The 24,416-nt window shown below is 45.8% G+C and carries 19 protein-coding genes; 14 read left to right on the top strand and 5 right to left on the bottom strand.

Annotated elements, in window-relative coordinates:
* The first annotated feature begins 103 nt into the window (after positions 1-103).
* From HGH90_RS18735 to HGH90_RS18725, 3 genes are all read left to right on the top strand, one after another.
* Positions 104-1,813, top strand: coding sequence for a lamin tail domain-containing protein (locus HGH90_RS18735; RefSeq protein ID WP_169191697.1), 1,710 nt, complete (start codon positions 104-106; stop codon positions 1,811-1,813).
* Between the two features lie 93 nt (positions 1,814-1,906).
* Positions 1,907-2,575, top strand: a complete 669-nt coding sequence (locus HGH90_RS18730; RefSeq protein ID WP_168764789.1) for a DUF5606 domain-containing protein — start codon at positions 1,907-1,909, stop codon at positions 2,573-2,575.
* Positions 2,576-2,765: 190 nt separating this feature from the next.
* A complete protein-coding gene (locus tag HGH90_RS18725) occupies positions 2,766-4,487 on the top strand; it encodes a M3 family oligoendopeptidase (RefSeq protein WP_168764788.1) in 1,722 nt (573 codons plus the stop codon).
* A 97-nt stretch (positions 4,488-4,584) separates the two neighbouring features.
* Here HGH90_RS18725 and HGH90_RS18720 read toward each other — a convergent pair whose 3' ends face one another.
* Together HGH90_RS18720 and HGH90_RS18715 are read right to left on the bottom strand one after the other, a co-directional pair.
* Positions 4,585-5,019 carry a Fur family transcriptional regulator gene (locus HGH90_RS18720; protein ID WP_168764787.1) on the bottom strand — a complete coding sequence of 145 codons (435 nt, stop codon included), beginning with the start codon at positions 5,017-5,019 and terminating at the stop codon, positions 4,585-4,587.
* Positions 5,020-5,031: 12 nt separating this feature from the next.
* Entirely contained in the window at positions 5,032-5,658 is a 627-nt protein-coding gene (locus HGH90_RS18715) for an SCO family protein (protein ID WP_168764786.1), read from the bottom strand.
* A gap of 204 nt (positions 5,659-5,862) precedes the next feature.
* Here HGH90_RS18715 and HGH90_RS18710 point away from each other — a divergent pair, with 204 nt between their 5' ends.
* The 3 genes from HGH90_RS18710 to HGH90_RS18700 all read left to right on the top strand — a co-directional run bounded on the left by HGH90_RS18710 (position 5,863) and on the right by HGH90_RS18700 (position 10,154).
* Entirely contained in the window at positions 5,863-6,264 is a 402-nt protein-coding gene (locus tag HGH90_RS18710; protein WP_168764785.1) for a MerC domain-containing protein, read from the top strand.
* Between the two features lie 109 nt (positions 6,265-6,373).
* Positions 6,374-7,558 (top strand): GTP-binding protein, encoded by a 1,185-nt coding sequence (locus HGH90_RS18705; RefSeq protein WP_168764784.1) that lies wholly within the window; start codon positions 6,374-6,376, stop codon positions 7,556-7,558.
* A 133-nt stretch (positions 7,559-7,691) separates the two neighbouring features.
* Positions 7,692-10,154: a TonB-dependent receptor gene (locus HGH90_RS18700; protein WP_168764783.1), complete on the top strand. Its 2,463-nt coding sequence runs from the start codon at positions 7,692-7,694 to the stop codon at positions 10,152-10,154.
* A 6-nt stretch (positions 10,155-10,160) separates the two neighbouring features.
* On the opposite strand, the gene HGH90_RS18695 is transcribed toward HGH90_RS18700, so the two are convergent.
* The 3 genes from HGH90_RS18695 to HGH90_RS18685 all read right to left on the bottom strand — a co-directional run bounded on the left by HGH90_RS18695 (position 10,161) and on the right by HGH90_RS18685 (position 12,300).
* Positions 10,161-10,838, bottom strand: coding sequence for a hypothetical protein (locus HGH90_RS18695; RefSeq protein ID WP_145662664.1), 678 nt, complete (start codon positions 10,836-10,838; stop codon positions 10,161-10,163).
* A 56-nt stretch (positions 10,839-10,894) separates the two neighbouring features.
* Positions 10,895-11,464, bottom strand: a complete 570-nt coding sequence (gene purN / locus HGH90_RS18690) for a phosphoribosylglycinamide formyltransferase (protein WP_168764782.1) — start codon at positions 11,462-11,464, stop codon at positions 10,895-10,897.
* Between the two features lie 92 nt (positions 11,465-11,556).
* Positions 11,557-12,300: a copper resistance protein NlpE N-terminal domain-containing protein gene (locus HGH90_RS18685; RefSeq protein WP_169191696.1), complete on the bottom strand. Its 744-nt coding sequence runs from the start codon at positions 12,298-12,300 to the stop codon at positions 11,557-11,559.
* A gap of 450 nt (positions 12,301-12,750) precedes the next feature.
* On the opposite strand from HGH90_RS18685, the gene HGH90_RS18680 reads away from it, so the two are divergent.
* The 8 genes from HGH90_RS18680 (at position 12,751) to HGH90_RS18645 (ending at position 24,333) form a co-directional block, all read left to right on the top strand.
* Positions 12,751-14,028 (top strand): c-type cytochrome, encoded by a 1,278-nt coding sequence (locus HGH90_RS18680; RefSeq protein ID WP_317166162.1) that lies wholly within the window; start codon positions 12,751-12,753, stop codon positions 14,026-14,028.
* A 70-nt stretch (positions 14,029-14,098) separates the two neighbouring features.
* Positions 14,099-17,164, top strand: coding sequence for a TAT-variant-translocated molybdopterin oxidoreductase (locus HGH90_RS18675; protein WP_168764780.1), 3,066 nt, complete (start codon positions 14,099-14,101; stop codon positions 17,162-17,164).
* 115 nt (positions 17,165-17,279) lie between these two features.
* Positions 17,280-18,716 carry an NrfD/PsrC family molybdoenzyme membrane anchor subunit gene (gene nrfD, locus HGH90_RS18670; RefSeq protein WP_168738510.1) on the top strand — a complete coding sequence of 479 codons (1,437 nt, stop codon included), beginning with the start codon at positions 17,280-17,282 and terminating at the stop codon, positions 18,714-18,716.
* A gap of 48 nt (positions 18,717-18,764) precedes the next feature.
* On the top strand, positions 18,765-19,358 hold the full coding sequence (locus HGH90_RS18665) for a DUF3341 domain-containing protein (RefSeq protein ID WP_169191695.1): 594 nt from the start codon (positions 18,765-18,767) through the stop codon (positions 19,356-19,358).
* An 84-nt stretch (positions 19,359-19,442) separates the two neighbouring features.
* Positions 19,443-20,054 carry a c-type cytochrome gene (locus HGH90_RS18660; protein WP_168764778.1) on the top strand — a complete coding sequence of 204 codons (612 nt, stop codon included), beginning with the start codon at positions 19,443-19,445 and terminating at the stop codon, positions 20,052-20,054.
* Between the two features lie 43 nt (positions 20,055-20,097).
* Entirely contained in the window at positions 20,098-21,303 is a 1,206-nt protein-coding gene (locus HGH90_RS18655; protein WP_168764777.1) for a quinol:cytochrome C oxidoreductase, read from the top strand.
* A gap of 63 nt (positions 21,304-21,366) precedes the next feature.
* Positions 21,367-22,410 carry a cytochrome c oxidase subunit II gene (locus HGH90_RS18650; RefSeq protein ID WP_168764776.1) on the top strand — a complete coding sequence of 348 codons (1,044 nt, stop codon included), beginning with the start codon at positions 21,367-21,369 and terminating at the stop codon, positions 22,408-22,410.
* A gap of 111 nt (positions 22,411-22,521) precedes the next feature.
* On the top strand, positions 22,522-24,333 hold the full coding sequence (locus HGH90_RS18645; protein ID WP_168764775.1) for a cbb3-type cytochrome c oxidase subunit I: 1,812 nt from the start codon (positions 22,522-22,524) through the stop codon (positions 24,331-24,333).
* Positions 24,334-24,416 lie beyond the last annotated feature (83 nt).

The following is a 24,416-nucleotide window of genomic DNA, read 5'->3' as shown; positions in this document are numbered from 1 at the left end:
GCATGCGCTTTTCATAGCATTAAGTATTTTTTTTGCCGTTTGGATGGGGTTAACACTTTGCAAAAACGAATAGGGTAAGTTTGAGGCCCAAAAACTACCTGATATGCGATTCCCCATTGTTTGTATCGGCCTGTTGCTACGGGCTTTCAGCGGTTTTACCCAATCGCCGGCCATTTATGACGTGGTTATCCACGAAATAATGGTTAAACCTGGTCCCCCACTCGGGTTGCCGCCATACGAATATATAGAACTAAAAAATATAAGTACAGCCCCTGTACAGCTGAAAGATTGGCGGATTGCGGTCAATAAGCGGGAGATCATCCTGCCGGCTTGTTTGTTGCAGCCAGACAGCCTGCTGCTGCTCTGTGCTACCGCGGCTGTACCCAGCTACCGGGTCCCCAACATCAGAGGGATTGACCGGTTCCCGGCCCTGGCAGATGACAGCGCGCTGGTGGTGTTGTATGATGCCCATCGGCGGGTAATGCACGCGGTAGACTATGATGCGCACTGGTATGGTACGCCTTCCCCTCCCAAAGGAGGCATCAGCCTGGAAATGATCAATGATGCGCTTCCCTGCAGCGGTAAAATTAACTGGACCGCCAGTACAGCTGTAGCGGGTGGAACGCCAGGCAATCCCAACGCAGTGGCGCAGCCGCTACCGGATAATACCCGGCCGGATCTGCGCTATGCTACTATTACAGATAGTTTGCATGTATTGCTGGGATTCAGTAAAACGTTGGATAGCGCGGTGGCCGCTGATCCGGCACACTATCATTTCAATAATGGCCTGCAGGTGACTAGCAGCCGCGTACTTCCACCGCTATTCAGGAATGTGGTATTGCAACTGTCTATTCCTTTATCTCCGGGAGAGATATATACATTAACTACCATGGCACTGACAGACTGTATGGGAGAAAGTAGCGGATTAAATACCAGTCTTTCTATTGGCATTCCGCAACTTCCAGAAAAGCAGGAGGTAGTCATTAATGAAGTATTATTTGATCCTGGCCCGGGAAGTCCCGAATTTATAGAATTGTACAACGGCAGCCAGAAAGTGGTAGAACTGGCCAGCCTGCGGCTTTGTAACCGGAAGGCTGATGGCAGCCTGGGGCCATGGAAGATACTCAGTAGTACCGGGCGCTTGTTGATGCCTGGCCAGCCACTTGCACTCACCACCGATGCGGTAGCACTTTCCAACTATTATCCCCGTGCGCAACCTGAAAATATTCAAACCGTTGGGAGTTTGCCTTCTATGCCCGCTACGGAAGGATCCATTGTATTATTACGGACAGATAGCGCCCTGCTCGATGAACTGCATTATACAAGGCGCCTGCATTTCCCCCTTGCCAGGGAGCTGCAGGGCGTATCACTGGAGCGTTTATCTTATTCCCATCCTTCAGATGATGTAGATAACTGGCACTCGGCCGCTACCGCGGCGGGTAATGCTACGCCAGGTGCGATTAATTCCCAGCGCTGGCCAGATGCAGGCGATTCACTGAATATTGTGCTGGCCCCAGGTGTTTTTTCTCCTAACCAGGATGGGATAGATGATTGGGTCCGGCTTTCCTGGACATTACCCGGCCCTGGCTACGTTGGAAATATTGTTATTTATGATATACAAGGAAGACCCGTAAGATGGCTGGCCCGTAATTTTTTGCTGGGAAATAATGGATATTTGCAGTGGGATGGGAAAAACGAAAATGCAGTACTTTTACCTTCAGGTATTTATATATTTCTTATAGAAATATTTAATTTGCCGGGACAGGTAAAACGGTGCAAACGCACAGTGGTGATGGCACGAAAGTTGAATTGAGCGACCCGCCTGTTAAAGGCTTTTTATGGCTTAAAAATAGCAGCGGTCAATCTATTATAATTATTTATATTTGCGCTTCCTAAAAATTTGAACATGCAGTACAGAGAAATTGTTGCAGTAACCGGGTTGGGCGGTTTGTTTCAGTTAGTAGCCAGTAAACAAGATGGCGCCATCGTAAGGTCACTGGAAGATAAAAGTACAAGGTTTGTATCTTCCCGCGTGCATAATTTTACTCCACTGGAAAGTATTGAAGTATTCACTACCGGCGAAAACGTAAACCTGGCTGAAGTATTTAAAGCCATGGATGAAAAAGCAGCGGCATTCCCGCTTGTAGCTGGTAAAGCAGACAACAATGCTATCAAAGCTTATTTCAAAAGCGTATTCCCTGAATTCGATGAAGACAGAGTGTATGTGAGTGATATGAAGAAGATGGTAAAATGGTTCGGTATCCTCAAAGCAAACGATCTGTTGAAATTTGAAGAGATCCTGGCCGATGGTGAAGGTGAAGTGGAAGCAGTGGCTGTAGAAGAAACCGCAGCTCCTCAGAAAAAAGCTAAAGCAGCTCCTGCTGCCGCTAATGAAGAAGCAGCTGTAGAAGAAAAGCCTAAAAAGACACGCGCTAAAAAAGCCGCCGACACGGAAGAAGGCGCTGAAGAAAAAGCACCAAAGAAGGCTAAAGCTAAGAAAGAAGAAGCGCCGGCAGCAGAAGGTGAAGAACCTAAAAAAGTTGCGAAGCCACGCAAGAAGAAAACAGAAGAATAGTAAGACACTGGTTATTTGCTGATACCCATCAACAAATAACAAATATTTCAGGCTTCTATTTACCGCCTTTGCTGACGGTGAATAGAAGCCTGAATCGTTTTAGTATCCGTTTTTAACGAATCTTTTAAGTGCATTCGCCTAAAAAAGTGCTACATTTCTACATTCGAAAAAATTCAAAATATTTGATAGCATGGATAATTTAAGTGCAGATATAAAGAAATTACCCCGCCAGTTTCTCCCCGAAACTTTCCAGGTAACTACCTGGGATACGCTACAGCCCTATTTTGAGGCCCTGAAACAAAGACCCATTAATAGCGTAGCCGACCTCGAGAAATGGCTGAAAGACCTGAGTGAACTGGAAGCCGTTACCAGCGAAGATGCTTGCTGGCGCCAGATCCGCATGACCTGCGACACCACCAGTAAAGAACTGGAAGAAGCATTTGCATACTTCTGTATGGAAATACAACCTAAGCTGCAGCCCTACGCTGATGCGCTGAATAAGAAATTGTTGGATAGCCCATTCCTGAAAGAACTCGACCAGGAATTATATAAAACCTACCTCCGGAATGTACAGAAACAGATAGACCTATTCAGGGAAGAGAATATTCCCATCCAGGCCGAACTTACTGTAATGGCGCAGCAATATGGCGTCATTGCAGGAAAAATGACCATCCAGGTAAATGACCAGGAATATACGCTGCAACAGGCCGCCAAATTCCTGGAAAGTGGCGACCGTTCCCTGAGAGAAGAAGTATTTACAAAAACAGCCGCACGCCGCTTGCAAGACCGGCAGCAGCTGGATGAACTCTTCTCCTCCCTGGTAAAGAAACGTGACCAGGTAGCTAAGAACGCAGGCTTCGCCAATTATCGCGACTATAAATTTGTAGAGCTGGGCCGCTTCGATTATACAAAAGAAGACGTGTTCCAGTTTCATGATGCTATCAAGGCGCATATTGTTCCATTGGCACAGCAAACCCTGGAAAAGCAGAAAACTAAACTGCAACTGGATACCCTGAAACCATGGGATACAGAAGCAGAACCGGCTGGCGTAAAACCGCTGGAACCTTTCCATACTGGAGAAGAACTGGTTAACAAAGCTATCGCTACTTTTGATGAGCTGGGACCGTTCTTCGGCAATTGCCTGCGGGTCATGAAACAAATGGGCCGCCTCGACCTGGAAAGTCGCAAAGGCAAAGCGCCGGGTGGGTATAACTGCCCGCTGGCAGAAACAGGCGTTCCCTTTATTTTCATGAATGCCGCCGGCCAGATGAAAGACCTTACCACTATGGTACATGAAGGCGGTCATGCGGTGCATTCTTTCCTGAGCCATCACCTCACATTAAGTGCATTTAAAGAGTACCCGATGGAAATTGCAGAAGTAGCCAGCATGAGCATGGAACTGCTCACCATGGACCATTGGGATATTTTCTTTGATGACGCAGAACAGCTGCGCCGTGCACGGTTGCAGCAACTGGAAAGAGCGATTACCATATTCCCGTGGATTGCTACCATCGACAAATTCCAGCACTGGATATATGAGCATCCGCAACATACAGTGGCTGAACGTACCGCCAAATGGCTGGAAATCCTGGGAGAATTTTCTCCCGCCGTGGTAGACTGGACGGGGCAGGAAGACTACCGTGAAATTACCTGGCAGAAGCAACTGCACCTGTTTGAAGTGCCTTTCTACTACATCGAATATGGTATTGCACAATTAGGCGCTATTGCCATGTGGAAACAATACAAGGAGAATAAAACCCAGGCCCTGGATAATTACGTACAGGCGTTAAGTTTAGGTAACACTAAAACTTTACCGGAGTTATATAAAGCAGCAGGGATTAAGTTCGATTTCTCACCGGATTATGTAAAAGAGCTGGCCGATTTTATAAAAACAGAGATAGAGAAACTGTAATAAGTTGCGCTAAATAGACGAGGGTGTACCGGAACTTATCCGATACACCCTCTTTTTTTACCAGGACAATCGCCCTGCTAAATGATTTGATCAGTCGTTATTTGCATGATTTGCATACTCCGCTTACTACCACCTCTACTGTATGCGCAGCATACCCTTTGGGAAGGTGTATTGGGGGCACATCGGTTTCATCCAGGCAAATGGTGTTGCCACACTCCTCACATTTGAAGTGGATATGATGATCGTGATGATCATGTTCGGAACACTCCGATTTGCATAATGCATAACGTACGGAGGTGTCTGTAGTTGGTATTTTGTGAATGATGCCTTTATCAAGAAATGTTTGCAGTGTGCGATAGATGGTAACGCGGTCAAATGTTTTACCGGTCAGCTTCTCAAAGTCAGCATGCTCCAGGGCCCCGCTGCTTTTCATAAACAGTTCCAATATCTTAGTCCTGGTTTCTGTAACACTTAGCTTGCTTTCCCGTAAGAGACTACCGATTCGTTCTGTTATTTGTTGTTTAGTGCCCATGATGAAAAAACTTTATTCTTCCATTAATCGGTCTATGTCTGTAATCAGCTTATCTACATCCTGTTTTTTAGTACCCTCGTACAAGCCACGGATCCGGCCTTGCTTATCTACCAGGGCAAACCATTGAGTATGTACAAAATCTTCTTCGCCGGTATAAGTACCGTCATCTACCAGGTAGGCCTGACGGGCCATGCGGTATAGCTGCTTTTTATCGCCGGTCAGGAACCACCAGTTTTTGCTGTCGGCCTTATGCTTGTCGGCATATGCTTTTAAAATAGGTACACTGTCATGATCCGGATCAACGGTATGTGAAAGGATCAGGAAGTCTGGTTTATCTTTGTATTTAGCATAAACCTGGTCCATATTGGCATTCATCTTCGGACAAATACCGGTACAGGTGGTAAAAAAGAATTCGGCTACATAGATTTTACCTTCAACGTCAGCCTTGGCCTTTGTTTTGCCATCCTGGTCTGTAAAAGAAAATCCCTGTACAGTATGCCCGGGAGCACCCAATACTGGCAGCTTTTCTTTACCAAAGAAGGTTCCGGTTTCACCCTTGATAACATATCCTGCGTAGCCCAGGAAACCCGCGCTCAGTACTATAAAAAACGAAATGAGTATAATTGCTTTCTTCGACATAGGTATGATTCCCCTGTTTAATTCGATATACAAAGGTAGTACATAGTTAACAGATGCCCAGCGACGGAAGATGTCTTGATATTTTTTAACACGATTGCAACATTTTACAATTGAGGAATAAAATTATCTGATGAATTGGATTATTTTTATTTGCAACATTGTTGCAAATTTATGTAGTTTTGTTCAGCAATAAAAAAGAGGGGTATGGATGATAACATGCTAAAGCGGATGAACCTGGATACTTTAGGGATTGGAGCTTCATTGATCTGCGCAGTACATTGTGCTTTGTTCCCTTTGTTGGTAACTCTGTTGCCCTTGTTGGGGGCCGATTTTATGGAAAATGAAACACTGGAATACGGGCTGATGTCATTTTCTTTTCTTATTGGCTGCATATCGCTGGGCCGGGGATATTTCCGGCATCATCGCCGCCCCACGCCGCTCCTGTTATTTATAACGGGTTTCCTGTTACTGTTGGCGGGGCATTTTTATTTTACAGGTACCTACACGGCGTTTGCAATTATCCTGGTGGGCGTCGCCAGTATCATGGCAGCGCACCTCCTGAACATGCGTGGTTGCAAACAGTGTACAATTCATAAGCATCACTGATAAAATAGATTGATAAACAGGGATCCGGTTACCGGCAACGGGGGGGCTGATAAAGTCATGCCGGTAATGCCCTGTATGCCATGCCTATCGAAACCTAATCATCTTATATATGGAAAAATTGCCTGTTACCGTGCTGAGTGGCTTTCTCGGCGCAGGGAAAACTACGCTCCTGAATCACGTGTTGCATAACCGCGAGAATATTCGTGTAGCCGTAATTGTGAATGATATGAGCGAAGTAAATATCGATGCACAGTTAGTACGGAATGAAAACACCCTGCATAAAACAGAAGAGCGGCTGGTGGAAATGAGTAATGGCTGCATTTGTTGTACCCTTCGCGATGACTTACTGCAGGAAGTAGCCGCATTGGCGGCAGAAAAACGATTCGATTATCTCTTGATAGAATCTACCGGCATTTCTGAGCCTATCCCGGTAGCCCAAACTTTTTGCTACCAGGATGAAGCCAACGGGATAGACCTGTCCAGCGTAAGCCGCCTTGATACAATGGTGACTGTGGTAGATGCATTCAATTTTATGCGGGACTACAGCAGTATTACGCAGTTGCACGAACAGGGATTGACAGATGATCCGGCCGACCAGCGCACTATCGTAAACCTGCTCACCGACCAGGTTGAATTTGCAAATGTGATTGTATTGAATAAATGTGACCTGGTAAGCCCGGAAAAACTTGGGAATCTCCGGGCGGTGCTTCATAAACTTAATGCCCAGGCGCGGATAATAGAAGCGGTAAATGGTGTCGTGCCGCTAAAAGAAATATTGAATACACATCTCTTCGATTTCGACAGTACAGCCCAGAGCGCGGGATGGCAGGCCGAGCTGGAAAATGAGCATACTCCGGAAACCCTGGAATACGGTATTTCTTCTTTTGTATATCGTAGCCGCAAACCGTTTCACCCCGAACGTTTTTGGCATTACATTAATGAACAGTGGCCGGGCAATATTATACGCAGCAAGGGGCTCTTCTGGCTAGCCTCCCGGCCAGAGATCGCTGTCAACTGGAGCCAGGCCGGCGGTTCGCTGCGCGCGGAAAAAGCGGGTTACTGGTGGTGTGCCATTCCCCGCCAGCAGTGGCAGTTGGATACTGAAACCTATGAGCTGGTAACCAGCCGCTGGGACAACCGTTTTGCTGATCGCTATAATGAATTGGTAATTATTGGGCAGGAACTCGACGCTGCAGCCATTACAGCTGCCCTGGATGACTGCCTGTGTACAGAACCGGAAGTTAAAAGCTTCCAGCAAAAAGCCGTCTTTCAGGATCCTTTTCCTATAATTTAGGTTAATCTAAAAAATAATTAAGACGGGTATAAAAATAGAATATAGTTTTGTTGAAAATTAAATTAGAAGTGTAACCAGTGTTACTATCCTGGAAGTCCTGCACGGTTACCATTTACCTACATTTCTTACTAACATGAAACAAATAGCTACATTACTATTTTTACTCTTATTGACTTCCCTTACGTACGGTCAGCATGGCGCTATTAAAGGGACTGTTGTTAATAAAAACGGTCAGCCACTGCAATTTGCCAACATAGCCATACGTCAGTTGCATACCGGCGCCATTTCCGATCAACGTGGCAGATTTAGTATCACGCAATTGCAGCCAGGAACATACGATATTGTTATTTCAATGATAGGATTCCAAACTATAAAAATGAAGCGAACCGTTTTTACTGAACAAGTCTGTACATTGAATATCCAGCTGGAGGACGACCTGTCTAAGCTAAATGAAGTAATTGTGACCGGCGTTTCGCGTGCAACCGCCGTACGGAAAAATCCTATACCCATTGCCGTTATCAGCAAGCGGGAAATGAATATGAATGTAAACAATAACCTTATCGACGCCATTGTGAAAGGGATCCCGGGTGTGAGCGCAGTTACTACCGGGCCTAATATCTCAAAGCCTTTTATCCGGGGGCTGGGATATAACCGGGTACTTACCTTATATGATGGGGTGCGGCAGGAAGGCCAGCAATGGGGAGATGAACATGGAATAGAAGTAGACCAGTACGGTGTTTCAAGGGCAGAGGTAGTGAAAGGTCCAGCCAGCCTTACCTATGGCTCAGACGCCCTGGCAGGCGTTATTAATATGATCCCGGATGTACCGTCTTTGACTCCCGGCAAATTGCAGGGTAGTTTCCTGACCGATTACCACAGTAATAACGGTATGCTGGGATCTTCACTTGGATTGGCATACGGCCGCAACGACTGGAAATATGTATTCCGTGCTACCGCCAAAACTGCGCATAACTACCGGAATAAAGTAGACGGGTTAGTATATGGAACCGCTTTCCGCGAGTATAATCTATCAGCGCTGGCAAGAACAGATAAATCATGGGGAAGTACACAAATTGGTGTAACGCTATATGATAATACCCAGGAAATACCTGATGGCAGCAGGGACTCCCTTACCCGTAAGTTTACAAAGCAGGTAAAGGAAGAAGATGATATTAAAGAAAGGCCGCTGGTGCCGGAAAATGAGCTACGCTCCTATTCTATTCATCCATTGCATCAGCATATACAGCATTACCGGGTGTACAACCGCACTAAATGGAGCCTGGGCGATGGGGATATCAACGCCATGATAGGGTTGCAACAGAGTATCCGCCGGGAGTATAACCACCCGGAAATGCCGTCGCAGCCGGGATTGTATGTAGTGCTCAATACACTCAACTACGATATACGTTATAATTTACCAGTCATGGATGGCTGGGAAACTACCGTGGGGGTAAATGGCATGTATCAGTCAAATATCAGTAAAAATGGTACTGACTTCCCTATCCCTGATTATGGCCTGTTTGACATAGGGGGATTTGTATTTGCAAAGAAAACGATTGGGAAGATAGATATATCAGGAGGACTCCGGTACGACAATCGTACAATTCGATGGAATAATTTCTATGTAGGACCCAATAAGCAAAACGGTTTTGAACAACACGTGCGGGGAGGAGATACGGCGGAAGCCCGATTACAGTTCCCCGCCTTTCGCCACAGTTATACAGGTATCTCCGGTAGTTTGGGAGCTACCTGGAATATCAGCGAACGGGTGTTGTTCAAAGCCAATATTGCCAGGGGATATCGTGCTCCCAATATTACAGAAATCGGCTCTAATGGCCTGGACCCGGGGGCGCATATTGTATACCTGGGCAACCGCGGCTTTAACCCGGAGTTTAGTTTACAGGAAGATATTGGTATACAGGCCTGGTTGCCAGATGCAGATATCAGTATAGAATTGTTTAACAACGATATTGATAACTATATTTACCAGGCAAGGCTATACGATAATAATGGTAACCCCGTAGTCATTGTTCCCGGCAACGCAACGTATCGCTACCAGCAGTCGGCCGCAAGGTTGTATGGCGGGGAGCTGGCAGTGAATCTGCATCCACGCAGGATTGCCTGGCTGGCAGTGAATAACAGCCTGGCTTATATACAAGGAAGGAATAAAAACCAGGAATTGATTCGCTTGCACGGAGAAGAAGCCCGGTATCTTCCGTTTATACCTCCTACGCATATACGAAGCGAGTGGAGAGCTACAGCGCAGCAGAATTATGGCTTATTCTCGAAGGCCTACATCCGGGCAGAAGTAGATATTATGTCCGACCAGCCTCAGTTTTATGGCGTAGACAATACAGAAACATTTACAGCGGGGTACACCCTTTTTAATGTGGGCGCCGGTAGCGGGATTATCAATAAAAAAGGGAAAACGGTTTGCGAGGTGTTCCTGCAGCTGGATAATGTGGGCAATGTGGCTTACCAGGCTAACACCAACCGGTTAAAGTACTTCGAATATTATACGGCTTCCCCTAACGGGCGCTTGGGTATATATAATATGGGAAGAAATTTCAGCGCTAAAGTAATCGTACCTTTTTAGGTACGGTTACCACAGCTTGAGTCCCATTTTGATCCCTACCTGTAAGCTGGGGAGTATACTCACCAGTTTGCCGTTATTCAAGGATACGTTATTGTTGGCATCGAAATGATAAGTGTTGTAATTGTAGATTTTACTGCGTATGCCGATACCAATGAATGGGTCGAGGAGAAAGCGGTCTTTTTTGAACTGGCGGCCTATCAACAGCTGTAGCCCGACTACTGATTTGTCGCCGGAGTCGGTATAGGTTACATTGCTGATGGTATTGTCCTGGTTGGGATAGAATACTTTTTTGTAGAACAAGATAGGTTCGAAATAGGTACCGGCTGCTCTAACCGGCGCCATGTCCATATCCGGAGATACCAGGTACCAACGCATACCCACTCTGAAGCCAAGTCCGCGTCCATCTACAAATTGTTCGGTGCTGATATCCGGCTTTTTCTGGCCGAAGTCTACTTTTTTGGCGAGCACATAGTCAGGATAGTCTGTATAGATACCGCTTATTCCTACTTCCAGGCTGAATTTGTCAGAAAGCTCCTGTTCCAGGTATATATCTAACTCATTAATTAATGTGGTAGGATTCACTTTCAGGTAGGCGTTTTTACCCACCTTTGTTTTCGTTTCCTGTGCATAGGATGCGAAAAATAGTGAGCAGGACAACCATAGTAATAGCAGTGTCTTTTTCATACAGTTGTAAGGGTTAGACTGGCTTAAGTACCTTGATCGTGGCGGTATGCCGTAGTTTATAAACTGGTCAATAATCGTTCCACAATTACCGGAAACCATTGATGCTCGAGGGCTTGTACCTTGCTGGCTACGGTTTCGGGAGTATCTTCGGGCGTAACCACGCAGCGCTCCTGGAGGATCGTTTCCCCATCGTCATATTTTTCATTGACGTAGTGAATAGTAATGCCACTTTCCTTTTCTCCGGCCAATACGACTGCTTCATGCACAAAATGTCCATACATACCTTTGCCCCCAAATTTGGGTAGCAATGCCGGGTGTATATTAATGATACGATTAGGAAATGCCTGCACCAGGTTGGCGGGTATTTTCCATAAAAAGCCGGCCAATACCACCAGGTCGATCTGTTGTTCCTTTAATAGCTGTATATATTTATCAGAACGGAAAAAATCATCTTTTTCTATGAGCACGCTGGGGATACCTTCCCGTTCAGCGATTTGCAAGACGCCAGCTCCTGGTTTGTTGCACACAATCAGGGATACCCTGCCCTTATCTGAGTTCCTGAGATGATCAATAATTTTCTGAGCGTTGCTACCTGCACCCGAAGCGAATATGGCAATATTTTTCAATTGATTCCTTTTAAGGGTGCAAAATTACATAATTGCGGCCTGATATCTTTATATCATGGTATCATGATATAAAGATATCAGGGGTATTCATTTTATTTCAGGAATTCCCCGCAGCCCTGGTAGGTTTTTTCTTTTAACTGGACTTGTACGGTATTGGGCCGCATGATCCCGCTCATGTCATCGGAGCATATGGTATTCCGGATGCTGATGGTAATCTGTGGAGTGGTATATACTTTTAAAGTGTCGGAATTAGGGCGCGGAGGGGGCAAAGTTGCCTGCAGACTGTCGCCATTCATAGTGTGAAAGTAGATTTTCCGGTTATCGATGTCCAATTGCCAGCCGGGTTCGTTGCCATTGGCAGTAAAGCGGATGCCTGATTTCAGCTTGGCAGCGAGGAGGGCGCGCCTGTCGCCTCCTTCCACCGGTTTCAGCACATAGTTGCTGGCCAGTACACCTTCGATACGTTTCCCTTTGGTATCGAGCAGTAGCAATTTCCCTTCAGCGGCGAGGAAGGAGCTGCTATCTGTTTTTTTATGGATTATTACAGTGGAATCGGAGGTTTGCCGCCAGCTGCCGGTTTCTACGGTGGCTACCTCTTGTCCTCTGCCCTGGTAGGCAACAAGTTCGCTGAAAGTATGGTCATCATACAGGCTTATCTGGTAGTCCATGCCGGGGCAGTCGGCACAGGGCAATGTACCCTGGTAAGTGCCAGTGATGGGGAGGGCGGTTACGCCGGGCTTATTTTTTTGGGTATTTTGAGCCTGGTGGTCAGCCGTATTATTGTTACAGGCTGCCAGGGCGACAAACAGAGCAGGTAGTAGAAAATGTTGTTTCATGGAGTAGTTTTTTAATTGAGGCGTGAACATTATGGCCTATCGGCAGGTTATTAGGTAAAATTAACGACTCTCGGAGAAATTAACCAGGTAGCGGGATAATATATTATATTGTGTAAGTTCGGGAGGATATAGGGGGTCACTATTTTGTTTTCATCTACATATATTATAATTATATCCTCGCAAACCTTGCCCCCTATTATGATGTAGACGAGCCTCCACAGGGGAATCGAACTTTCAATCAAAATAATAAGTTTTGAAAGATATATTCGGTAAAACGTTAAAATAGGCCAGCATAAAGACTTACAGCACAATTGCCACTAAAAAAACGAGCCCAAAACGAGCGGCAATAAGACAATAAATTTTTTTAATTGTTGGTAAATTGTCAACATTCTGTCTTATTTTTGCTGGCACTTTTAAGAAACTTTAGGTCAAATCTAAACTATATAGGCTGTGTATCGTCGTGTTTCCATTCTTTTGCGCAAGCATTTTGTGAGTGTGCTTATTCTATGCGCTAGTATAGTAATTCCTTTTTCTTCAGTTAAGGCTGCAGATCCAGCAAAGGGTAAAGCAACATTCCAGACAAATTGCGCCTCATGCCACAATGTCCACAAAAAGCTGACAGGTCCTGCATTGGCGGGAGTAGAAGATCGCTGGCCCGATAAGAAATTATTGCACCAGTGGATCCACAACTCTGCTTCTGTACTGGCCACAGGGGACAAGTATGCTAATGACCTCTTTAATGAGTTCAATAAGACCGCGATGACCGCGTTTCCTCAGTTATCCAACGAGGACATCGACGACATCCTGGCTTATATTAAAGTGGAAGGCTCCAAAGGGCCTGCTACTGCTGGTCCAAAACCAGAAGGTCAGCCTGAAGGCGGTACTGAAAAAGGCAATGATAACAGCTTACTGTTTGGTATCATTACCCTGATTCTCGCAGTAGTAGCGCTGATCCTCATGCAAATCAACAGCAACCTGAATAAGCTGGCTGGCGATAAAGAGGGCGTACTTACTCCGGATCCTGTTCCTTTCTACAAAAACAAAGCTTACCTCGCACTGATTATCCTCGTGCTCTTCATGGTAGGCGGTTACTTCACTATCAATGGCGCAATTGGCCTGGGTCGTCAGAAAGACTATATGCCGGAGCAACCCATCTTCTACAGCCACAAAGTACACGCAGGTATCAACCAGATCAATTGTTTGTATTGCCACGCTGGTGCTGAGAAGAGTAAACATGCCATGATTCCTTCTGAGAATATCTGTATGAACTGCCACAAAGCGATTAAAGAGTACTCCGGTACTTATGAGCTGGTAACTGCAGAAGGTAAGAAGGTGGATGGTACTGCCGAAATCGCAAAATTATACGACTACGTAGGCTGGGATCCTAATGCTGGTAAATATACCAAGCCAGGAAGACCTATCGAATGGACTAAAATCCACAACCTGCCAGACCACGTTTACTTTAACCACTCTCAACACGTAGTAGCTGGTCAACAACAATGTCAAACCTGCCACGGCGCCATCAACGAAATGGACGAAGTTCATCAGTTCGCCGACCTCTCTATGGGATGGTGTATTAACTGTCACCGTACTACTAAAGTGCAGTTTGCTGACAACAACTATTACAGCATCTTCGAAAAGCTTCATCAGGATATTAAAGATAAGAAGATCGATAGCGTAACTGTTGAAATGGTAGGTGGTACTGAATGTCAAAAATGTCACTACTAGGTTGGATTTAGAGAGATTTTCTCTTAATCAGAAGATATCAAAATTTATAAACGTAACTCGTTAATATAACATGGAGCAAAAAAAGTATTGGAAAGGCTTGGAGGAGTTGCACAATACCGATGCGCATCAGGAAATTGTGAAGAACGAATTCAGTGAAGAACTACCGTTCGAGAGTGAAGGCCTGTTGAATGCTACTACCCCCCGTAGGGATTTTCTGAAATATCTGGGGTTCACCACCGCTGCTGCAGCCATCGCTGCCAGCTGTGAAACACCGGTAAAGAAAGCTATTCCGTATGTAAATAAACCGGAAGAAATCACCCCGGGAGTAGCCAATTATTATGCTTCTTCTTATGCTATTGATGGTGAATATGTACCAGTAGTGGTGAAAACCCGCGAAGGTCGTCCTATCAAATTGGAAGGAAATACTTTATCTTCTATCACCCAGGGATCTACTTCCGCTAAAGTACAGGGTGCTGTACTGAGCCTGTATGATACTGCCCGTCTCCGCTTCCCGTCTATCGCCGGTTCGGAAACTACCTGGGCAGAACTGGATAAACAAGTAGGTGCAGCACTGGCCGGTTTAGGCGGTGCTCCTGTTGTTTTATTAAGCAGCACTGTACTCAGTCCTACTACCAAAAAAGTAATAGGCGAGTTCCTGGCTAAATATCCTAACTCCCGTCACGTAGTATACGATGCTGTTTCTTATGCAGGTATGCTGCAAGCCAACGAAACTTCCTACGGTAAAAGAGTAATCCCTTCCTACCACTTTGAAAATGCAAAGGTAGTAGTAGGTCTGGGCGCTGATTTCCTCGGAACCTGGCTGAACCCGGTTGAATACGCCCGCCAATTTGCACAGACCCGTAAGATCAATGCACAGAAACCGGAAATGTCCAAACTCTTCCAGTTCGAAAGCACGATGAGCCTTACCGGTGCGAACGCGGATGAAAGATATACACACAGACCTTCTGAAACCGGTGCTATTGCACTGGCACTGCTGGCGGCGGTAGGTGGTAGCGTTACTGCTCCTGCCATTGCCGACAAACGTGTTGCAGATGGTATTCAGAAAGCGGCTAAAGCGCTGAAGGAAAATAACGGTAAAGCCCTGGTGGTAAGTGGTTCCAACGATGTGAATGTACAGATCATCGTAAACGCCATTAACAATGCCATCGGTGCTAACGGTACTACGATCGATTTCGCTTCTCCATCCAACTACCGTCAGGGTAGTGATGCAGATATGGCGAAACTGGTAAGCGATATGAACGCAGGCAGCATCGGTGCGGTACTGGTTTATGGCGTTAACCCGGCTTACGACTATTTCGATGCCAAGCAATTTGCAGCCGGTCTGGGCAAAGTGAAACTGGCAGTTTCTTTCAACGAAAGAGCTGATGAAACAACTGAGTTGTGTAAATATGTAGCACCTGATCATCACTTCCTGGAAGCATGGAACGATGCAGAAGGTAGAACCGGATACTATAGCTTCGGACAGCCTACTATCCTGCCGCTGTTTAAAACACGCGCTATCCAGGATAGCCTCCTGACCTGGGCTGGTAATACCACGCCATGGGCAGACTACCTGAAAAATGAATGGATATCCAAACTGGGTGGCCAGGAAGGTTGGGACAAAGCACTGCAGGACGGTGTTATTGAGCCAACCACTGCTCCAGCTTTAGGTGGCGCCTCTTTCTCCGGTGATGTTGCCGGCGCCGCTGCTAAAATCAACAGCGCTAAGAAGGGCGGTAAATTAGAATTAGTACTCTACGAAAAAGTAGCCATCGGTAGCGGTAAACTCGCTAACAACCCATGGTTACAGGAAATGCCGGATCCTATTACCCGTGCAACCTGGGGCAACTACGCTTGTATCTCCAACAAGCTGGCTAAAACTTTCTCTACACAATTAGGCGATGACTACGAAATCAACGCTGAAAAGAAAGTACTCAAAATTAAATCTAACGGTAAAGAAATCGAATTGCCATTGCTGATTGTTCCGGGTATACATCCAGACGTAATCGCTGTTGCAGTAGGTTATGGCCGTAGTGAAAAAACAGGTAGAGCTGCTGGCGGTGTAGGCGTAAATGCTTATCCATTTGTAAGCTTTAATGGTCAGACTTTCGACTATTTCACAACAGATGCTACCGCAGAAGCTACCGGCACAAAAGAAATTGTTGCTTCAACTCAAACACATAATAGCTACGAAGGTCGTCCTATCGTTAAAGAAACTACCCTGGAAGAGTTCATTAAGAACCCTAAGGAAGTAAACGAGGACAGACTGGAACTGAAGAAATTCGGCGCCGACTTCCGCAAGGATGCTACCCTGTACCCTAACTATAGCTACCCTGGTATCAAATGGGGTATGTCTATCGATCTGAACACCTGCTTTGGTTGTGGTGCTTGTACCATTGCCTGCCAGGCGGAAAACAACGTATCTGTTGTAGGTCGGGAAGAAGTAGCGAAAGGGCACGAAATGCACTGGATCCGTATCGACCGTTATTTCAGCGGTGATGACGAAAATCCGGAAGTAGTATTCCAGCCAATGCTTTGCCAGCACTGTGATAACGCTCCTTGCGAAAACGTTTGCCCGGTAGGTGCTACCAACCACAGCTCTGAAGGTATTAACCAGATGGCTTATAACCGTTGTATCGGTACCCGTTACTGCGCTAACAACTGTCCTTATAAAGTACGTCGCCTCAACTGGAGAGACTGGAATGGTGCTGATAGCTTCGAAAACAACTTGTACGATGTTGCGGATATGAACGATAACCTCACCCGTATGGTACTGAACCCGGATGTAGTGGTTCGTAGCCGTGGTGTGATGGAAAAATGTTCTTTCTGCGTACAACGTCTGCAAGAAGCTAAGCTGGATGCGAAGAAAGCTGGTCACCCATTGAAAGATGGAGCTGCTAAAACGGCCTGCCAACAAGCTTGCGGCGCTGATGCGATCGTATTTGGTAACATCAACGACAAGAATAGCGAAATCTATAAGATCCGCAACGAACAGCAGGTAGACAGAATGTACTATGTGTTGGAAGAAACACACGTACTGCCTTCTATCAGCTACCTGGCTAAGATCAGAAACAAGGATGCCGCTCCTAAAGCAGAGAAAGAAGCTGCTCATAAGGAAGAAGCGCATCACGCGTAAGAGATCTTAACCGGTTATCGTTAAGAGATAAAGACAGAAAGAAGTTACAGAATCTGAGATCATAACAAAAGACAAGGCTAGTAGCTAGAAGCTAGCAGCTAAAAGCTTATAGAATATGCATTTAAAATACGAATCCACACTGAGAGAACCTTTGGTAGACGGGGTTAAGGATTATCACCAGGTAACGGAAGATATCATTAGTCCCATTGAAGGGAAGCCCGGAACACTGTGGTATGTAGGCTTTTTCATCTCCCTCGCACTGTTGGGCTTTGGTGCCTTCTCCGTGTTTTGGCAGATTTATTTCGGTGTCGGAGTATGGAACCTGAATAAAACCATTGGTTGGGGTTGGGATATTACCAACTTCGTATGGTGGGTAGGTATTGGTCACGCCGGTACCTTGATCTCCGCCATCCTCCTCCTGTTCCGCCAGGGTTGGCGTACAGGGGTAAACCGTGCGGCAGAAGCGATGACCATCTTCGCGGTAATGTGCGCCGGCCAGTTCCCGATTATTCACATGGGTCGCGTATGGATGGCGTTCTTCATCCTGCCTTACCCTAACACCCGCGGTCCGGTATGGGTTAACTTTAACTCTCCGCTTCTCTGGGACGTATTTGCGATCTCTACTTATTTTACCGTGTCCCTGTTGTTCTGGTATTCTGGTTTATTACCAGATTTCGCCAGCGTACGTGACAGAGCTAAAACCAAATTGCGTAAGCTGTTATATGGTATAGCGGCTTTCGGCTGGACAGGTTCTACCAAACACTGGCAACGTCATGAGGCACTGTCTCTCGTACTGGCTGGTTTGGCTACTCCACTGGTACTGTCTGTACACACGATCGTATCTTTTGACTTTGCTACCTCTGTAATTCCTGGTTGGCATACTACCATCTTCCCTCCTTACTTCGTGGCGGGTGCGATCTTCTCCGGATTTGCGATGGTACAAACACTGCTGATCATTACACGTAAAATATTAAAACTGGAAGAATACATTACCCTGGGTCACATGGAAGCCATGAACAAGGTAATTGTACTGACAGGTTCTGTAGTAGGTTGCGCTTACCTGACTGAGTTATTCATGGCATGGTATGGTGCTAACCCTTATGAGTTTGCCACTTTCTTCAAATACCGCGCTGCCGGTCCGCTGGGTTGGTCTTACTGGATCATGATGACTTGTAACGTAATCACTCCGCAGGTATTTTGGTTCCGTAAAATGAGAAGAAGCGTAGCGGTGACTTTCGTAATGTCTATCATCGTAAACATCGGTATGTGGTTTGAGCGTTTCGTAATCATCTGTACTTCCCTGTATCGCGATTACCTGCCATCCAGCTGGTCTTACTATCGTCCATCCTGGCCTGAAGTAGGTTTCTACATGGGCACATTTGGTCTGTTCTTTACCTGCTATTTCCTGTTCGCTAAATACTTCCCTGTAATTGCCTTAGCGGAAATCAAGTCTATCCTGAAGACTTCCGGTGAGAATTTCAAGGAGAAAATGGTGGTATACGAAGAAGAGAGTGCAGAGAAATTTGCACATGACGTAGCTCACGCACACTAATTAGACGAATCAAGAGATTTATTAACTGGAATTTGAATTTTTAAATATATGGCTGTTAAAAAATTTGTTGTAGGCTTGTTTGACGATGAGGCAGTGTTGTTCCCGGCAGTGAAGAAAGTACGTACTGCTGGTTACAAATTGCACGATGTATACACTCCTTTTCCTGTTCACGGCCTCGATCATGCAATGGGTTTAAGAGAAACCAGCCTGCACACAGCCGGTTTCATATACGGTATCACCGGTACCACTACAGCATTATCCTTTATGAGCTGGGTATTTAATGTGGATTGGCCGCTGAATATTGGTGGTAAGCCGCATTTTCCATTACCAGCATTTATTCCTATTACTTTCGAGCTGACAGTATTATTTGCTGCAGTTGGGATGGTATACACTTTCTGTTACCTCTGCCAGCTGATGCCGTTTGTAAAGAAGCACATCTTCCATCCCAGACAAACAGATGATAAATTTGTAATGGTGATAGAAGTAACCGAAAAAACCAATGCAGAAGAAGTGAAAAGCTTCCTCGCTGCTGCTGGTGCTCAGGATATCAATGAGCAGAAAGCTGAAGCCGGTTGGTGGTTCGGAAGATGGGATAAGGACGATGAGCCTTATCTCCGTAAGATTCAGACCACAAACGCTTAATTATAATTAACAGCTAAAATATACAGTTGCGACATTAGGATTTGAGCAAGCAAGAACTAATGAAAGCTAGATAAATAATTTCTGATGAAAAGGACTTCCAACATATTGATTGTAGCCGCATTGGCAACTGGAGCTTTCCTGGCAGCCTGTAATAGAGGGGAGCATAACAGAAAGCCCGGCAGGATTTATATGCCAGACATGTATGAATCCCGTGCGTACGAATTTTACAGTGCTCGTTTGTCAGGCCTGAAGCCAGTGGAAGGAACAGTAAAAAGAGGTGAACTTTTGCCATACCATCTGAAAGAATCAGATACGGCGCTGGCTAATCTGGTGAAAAATCCATTAACTATTACGCCAACTGATCTGAAAGAAGGCGAACGTTTATTTAATATCTATTGCGGTATCTGCCACGGTACCGCACTGGATGGCAACGGTCCCCTCTACAAAGGTGGTGAAGGGCCATTCTCTGCCGCTCCTGCCAACCTGGTAGCCGGTGCTAAATCCGGTTATACAGAAGGCCGCCTGTTCCATGTAATGACCTATGGCTTTAACATGATGGGTAGCTATGCCAGCCAGCTCGACAGGGAACAACGCTGGAAAGTGGCTGCTTATATCAGAAGTAAACAGCCTGGCGCTGCCGCCCCGGCTGCGGCTCCTGCTAAAGACAGCGCTGCTGCTGTAGTAGCATCCAAATAATGAGTTAAAACTGAATTTCAATCAAGTATTTTAATATACAGTAATGAAAGACCAATTTGTAGTACCGGCAAGATTAAAAAAAACCAGCTTCGTGTTAATGGGCGTGGGCTTGCTGACGTTATTGATCGGATTAGTTGCGTTTAGAGGCGAACACTCGACACGGTTTTGGGCCGGTCTGTTGCAAAACAGCAGCTTCTTTTTGCTGATTACATTGGCAAGCACCTTTTTTATCGCTGCTACTACCCTCGCACATGGTGGTTGGCAAATCGCGTTCCGCCGCGTTCCTGAAGCTATTTCAATGGCTGTGCCTGTTCTGGCTGCCATCTTATTTGTAGTAGTAATGATTCTCGTATTTGGCGGAAGAGATGATATCTACCACTGGGTAAATCCTCACCACGTTGCGGAAGATAAAGTCCTTACCTGGAAATCTGCTTTCCTGAACAAAGGATTCTTTACCATCGCTACTATTCTTACACTAGGCCTCTGGGTATTCTTTACTGTGAGACTCCGTAAAATGTCTATCGAAGAAGATGGATGGGATCTGCGCCCTGAAACCGGCCGCAAGCTGCTCTGGAGAAATACCGTTGTTTGCGGCGCCTTCCTGGTAGTTTTCACCCTCAGCGTTGGTTCTACCACTCCATGGATCTGGTTAATGAGTATCGATGCACACTGGTTCTCTACCATGTACAGCTGGTACACTTTCGCAAGTACCTGGGTTTCAGGTCTGGCACTGATCTCCCTCTTTGTAGTATACCTGAAAAAACATGGCTACCTGACCTTCGTAACCGAAGAACATCTGCATGACCTGGGTAAATTCATGTTTGCATTCAGTATCTTCTGGACTTACCTCTGGTTCTCCCAGTACATGCTGATCTGGTACGCTAACATGCCGGAAGAAACAGAATACTTCCAACCTCGCGTTTGGGGCCAGTGGAGACCAATTTTCTTCCTCAATCTCCTGATCAACTTTGTTACACCGTTACTGTTCCTGATGAAAAGGGACACTAAACGTAACTATACTGCCATTGTATTCATCGCTATCGTGATCATCTTCGGTCACTGGCTGGATTTCTGGCAAATGGTATCCCCCGGTACCGTGAAAGACCTGGTATTCCCATGGTTTGAATTCGGACTCGGACTTGGTTTTGTAGGACTGATCATCTTCCTGGTTGCTAATCAACTGACGAAGGCTGCACTGGTTCCCAAAAACCATCCTTACCTGAAGGAAAGTATCGTTCACCACACCTAATTAGGTGATAACGGAGATTAGGCAAAAGAAAAGCATTAGATAACTTAATTATTTCATATAGCAATGTCAGGATTTTTAGCAGTCTTAGTTGTTGTTCTCATATTCATAGTCATCTTCCAGATTGCGAAGGCGAGCGAATATGTGTCCATATTGAAGGGAGAAAAGAAAGCGCGTGAGCAAAGCAACCGTATAAATGGTTTCCTGCTGATAGCATTCCTGGTGCTGGGGCTTATAGGCGTGTACTACTGTAATGATTTGCTGAAAGGCAAAATCCTGGGCGAATCTGCTTCAGTACAAGGCGAAGGTGTTGATACCCTCATTTACGTAACACTGGCCATCACCGGTATTGTGTTCGTTATTACCCAGATCCTGTTGTTCTGGTTTGCATTTAAATACCAGGAAAAAGAAGGTCGTAAAGCTTTCTATTTCCCACACAATAACAAACTGGAAGTTATCTGGACCGTTATTCCAGCCATTGCGCTGACCGTTCTGGTAGCTTTTGGTCTGAAACACTGGTTCCAACTGACTTCCGATGCTCCGAAAGATGCACAGGTAGTAGAAGTAACCGGTAAACAGTTTAACTGGATCTTCCGTTACCCCGGTAAAGATGGTCAGCTGGGTCGCCGCGACTTTAAAGCCATCGATCCGGGTGCTGGTAATGAGCTGGGTATGGATTGGAACGATCCGTTGAACAAGGACGACTTTATGCCTACCGAAGTTCACCTGGTAGTGGGCAAGCCGGTTAAATTCATCATCGGTTCCCGCGATGTTATCCACGACGTAGGTTTACCTCACTTCCGTATGAAAATGGATGCTGTACCTGGTATTCCTACTACCCTCTGGTTTACTCCTAAGTACACCACCAAACAAATGAAAGAAAAGACCGGTAACCCGGATTTCACATATGAAATTTCATGTGATCAGATGTGCGGTAGCGGCCACTACTCTATGAGAGGTGTGATCGTAGTAGAAACTCAGGAAGAATTTGACGCCTGGGCAGCCAAACAAAAATCAACATACAGTCTGACCCACGCTGATACAGCAGCTCCGGCCGGAGCCCCTAAGGCAGACAGCACACAAAAAGTAGTAGCTGCTGTTACTAAGTAAGCTTAATTTTGTGTAGAAGAATTTTTGACGGAGTACAATTAAAAACAATAAAGACAAACTGACAAACGACGATACTTCCCGGGCGTTAGTTTATAATAAATCGAACCGATTATGAGTAACGAAGCAACATTGCACAGTCAACAGGAGGTAATGCACGGAGCACATGATCATCATGATCATGAGCACCACCATGAAGACAGTTTCATCTCGAAATATGTGTTCAGCATGGATCACAAAATGATCGCCAAACAATTCCTGATTACTGGTATCGTTTGGGCTATCATTGGTGCTTTCTTCTCTGTTCTGTTCCGTTTGCAACTTGGTTTTCCCGATGCAACTTTCCCATGGCTGGAAAGCATCCTGGGTCATTGGGCTAAAGGTGGCCGCATTACAGCGGAAGCTTACTATGCACTGGTAACCATGCATGGTACCATCCTGGTATTCTTTGTATTAACTGCCGGTTTGAGCGGTACCTTCTCTAACCTGCTGATTCCTTTGCAGGTAGGTGCGCGTGATATGGCCTCTCCTTTCATGAACTGTCTGAGCTATTGGTTCTTCTTCCTGGCCAGCCTGGTAATGATGGCATCCCTGTTCGTTCAAACAGGCCCTGCTTCCGGAGGTTGGACAATGTATCCGCCACTGAGTGCTTTGGGCGACGCGTCTATCGGTTCTAAAATAGGGGTGGATCTGTGGTTGACCAGTATGGCACTGTTCGTTGTTTCTCAGCTGCTCGGCGGTTTGAACTACATCTCTACTATCCTGAATATGCGTACCAAAGGTATGGCAATGACTAAAATGCCATTAACTATCTGGTCATTCTTCTTCACCGCTATCCTGGGTGTACTGTCCTTCCCTGTATTGCTGTCGGGCTTTATCCTGCTGCTGATGGACCGTCACGCTGGTACCAGCTTCTACCTGTCTGATATCTTTATCGCCGGTAAAGCTTTAGCTAACGAAGGTGGTAGCGCTATCCTCTATCAACATTTATTCTGGTTCTTAGGTCACCCTGAAGTATACATCATCATCCTCCCAGCCATGGGTATGGTATCTGAAGTACTGGCGGTTAGTTCCCGCAAACCTATCTTCGGTTACCTGGCGATGATCGGTTCCCTGTTCGCTATCTGTATCCTGGCCTTCCTGGTTTGGGCACACCATATGTTCGTAACAGGTCTGAATCCGTTCCTGGGTGCATTCTTCGTACTCTTAACCTTGTTAATCGCGGTACCGTCTGCTATCAAGGTATTTAACTGGATCACTACTATCTGGAAAGGTAATATCAACTTTACACCTGCTTCCCTGTTTTCTATCGGTTTTGTGAGCACTTTCATCTCCGGCGGTTTAACAGGTATCTGGTTAGGTAACTCTTCTATCGATATTCACCTGCATGATACCATGTTTGTGATCGCCCACTTCCACATTGTAATGGGTGTATCTGCATTCTTTGGTATGTTCGCCGGTATTTACCACTGGTTCCCTAAATTGTATGGTCGTTTCATGAATTCTACCATTGGTTATATCCACTTCTGGGTAACCATGGTAGGTGCTTACCTCATCTTCTGGCCAATGCACTACGAAGGTATGGCGGGTATGCCAAGAAGATACTATGATGTATCTAACTGGGCTTCGTTCAAACAATTCGGTGGTCTGAACGAATTCATCACCATCGTGGTAATCCTGGTGTTTGCAGTGCAACTGTTGTTCGTATTCAACTTCTTCTATAGCATATTCAAAGGTAGAAAGATGACTACCCTGAATCCATGGAACGCAACTTCCCTGGAATGGACTACGCCAATCCATGCTGGTCACGGTAACTGGCCTGGTGAAATTCCTGAGGTGTATCGTTGGGCTTATGATTATAGCAAGGATGGAAGAGATTTCATCCCGCAAACTGAGCCGATCGGTCCTAACGAAGAAGTACACTAATATAATTGTCAGAATTCCGGTAGGAAGGCGAAAAATCTTCCTCCCGGGATTTTGTTCACAGTGATGTTTGTAAATTTGCTCCG

Source organism: Chitinophaga sp. Ak27 (assembly GCF_012726295.1).
In the GTDB taxonomy this organism is placed as follows: domain Bacteria; phylum Bacteroidota; class Bacteroidia; order Chitinophagales; family Chitinophagaceae; genus Chitinophaga.
Note: the sequence above shows the minus strand (reverse complement) of the source record. Positions and strands in the feature narration are given on the sequence as shown.

Excerpts from the sequence above, each read along its gene's own strand:
- HGH90_RS18735 (WP_169191697.1), top strand. The coding sequence starts at position 104 with ATGCGATTCCCCATTGTTTGTATCGGCCTGTTGCTACGGGCTTTCAGC.
- HGH90_RS18730 (WP_168764789.1), top strand. The coding sequence starts at position 1,907 with ATGCAGTACAGAGAAATTGTTGCAGTAACCGGGTTGGGCGGTTTGTTT.
- HGH90_RS18725 (WP_168764788.1), top strand. The coding sequence starts at position 2,766 with ATGGATAATTTAAGTGCAGATATAAAGAAATTACCCCGCCAGTTTCTC.
- HGH90_RS18720 (WP_168764787.1), bottom strand. The coding sequence starts at position 5,019 with ATGGGCACTAAACAACAAATAACAGAACGAATCGGTAGTCTCTTACGG.
- HGH90_RS18715 (WP_168764786.1), bottom strand. The coding sequence starts at position 5,658 with ATGTCGAAGAAAGCAATTATACTCATTTCGTTTTTTATAGTACTGAGC.
- HGH90_RS18710 (WP_168764785.1), top strand. The coding sequence starts at position 5,863 with ATGGATGATAACATGCTAAAGCGGATGAACCTGGATACTTTAGGGATT.
- HGH90_RS18705 (WP_168764784.1), top strand. The coding sequence starts at position 6,374 with ATGGAAAAATTGCCTGTTACCGTGCTGAGTGGCTTTCTCGGCGCAGGG.
- HGH90_RS18700 (WP_168764783.1), top strand. The coding sequence starts at position 7,692 with ATGAAACAAATAGCTACATTACTATTTTTACTCTTATTGACTTCCCTT.
- HGH90_RS18695 (WP_145662664.1), bottom strand. The coding sequence starts at position 10,838 with ATGAAAAAGACACTGCTATTACTATGGTTGTCCTGCTCACTATTTTTC.
- HGH90_RS18685 (WP_169191696.1), bottom strand. The coding sequence starts at position 12,300 with ATGAAACAACATTTTCTACTACCTGCTCTGTTTGTCGCCCTGGCAGCC.
- HGH90_RS18675 (WP_168764780.1), top strand. The coding sequence starts at position 14,099 with ATGGAGCAAAAAAAGTATTGGAAAGGCTTGGAGGAGTTGCACAATACC.
- nrfD (WP_168738510.1), top strand. The coding sequence starts at position 17,280 with ATGCATTTAAAATACGAATCCACACTGAGAGAACCTTTGGTAGACGGG.
- HGH90_RS18665 (WP_169191695.1), top strand. The coding sequence starts at position 18,765 with ATGGCTGTTAAAAAATTTGTTGTAGGCTTGTTTGACGATGAGGCAGTG.
- HGH90_RS18660 (WP_168764778.1), top strand. The coding sequence starts at position 19,443 with ATGAAAAGGACTTCCAACATATTGATTGTAGCCGCATTGGCAACTGGA.
- HGH90_RS18655 (WP_168764777.1), top strand. The coding sequence starts at position 20,098 with ATGAAAGACCAATTTGTAGTACCGGCAAGATTAAAAAAAACCAGCTTC.
- HGH90_RS18650 (WP_168764776.1), top strand. The coding sequence starts at position 21,367 with ATGTCAGGATTTTTAGCAGTCTTAGTTGTTGTTCTCATATTCATAGTC.
- HGH90_RS18645 (WP_168764775.1), top strand. The coding sequence starts at position 22,522 with ATGAGTAACGAAGCAACATTGCACAGTCAACAGGAGGTAATGCACGGA.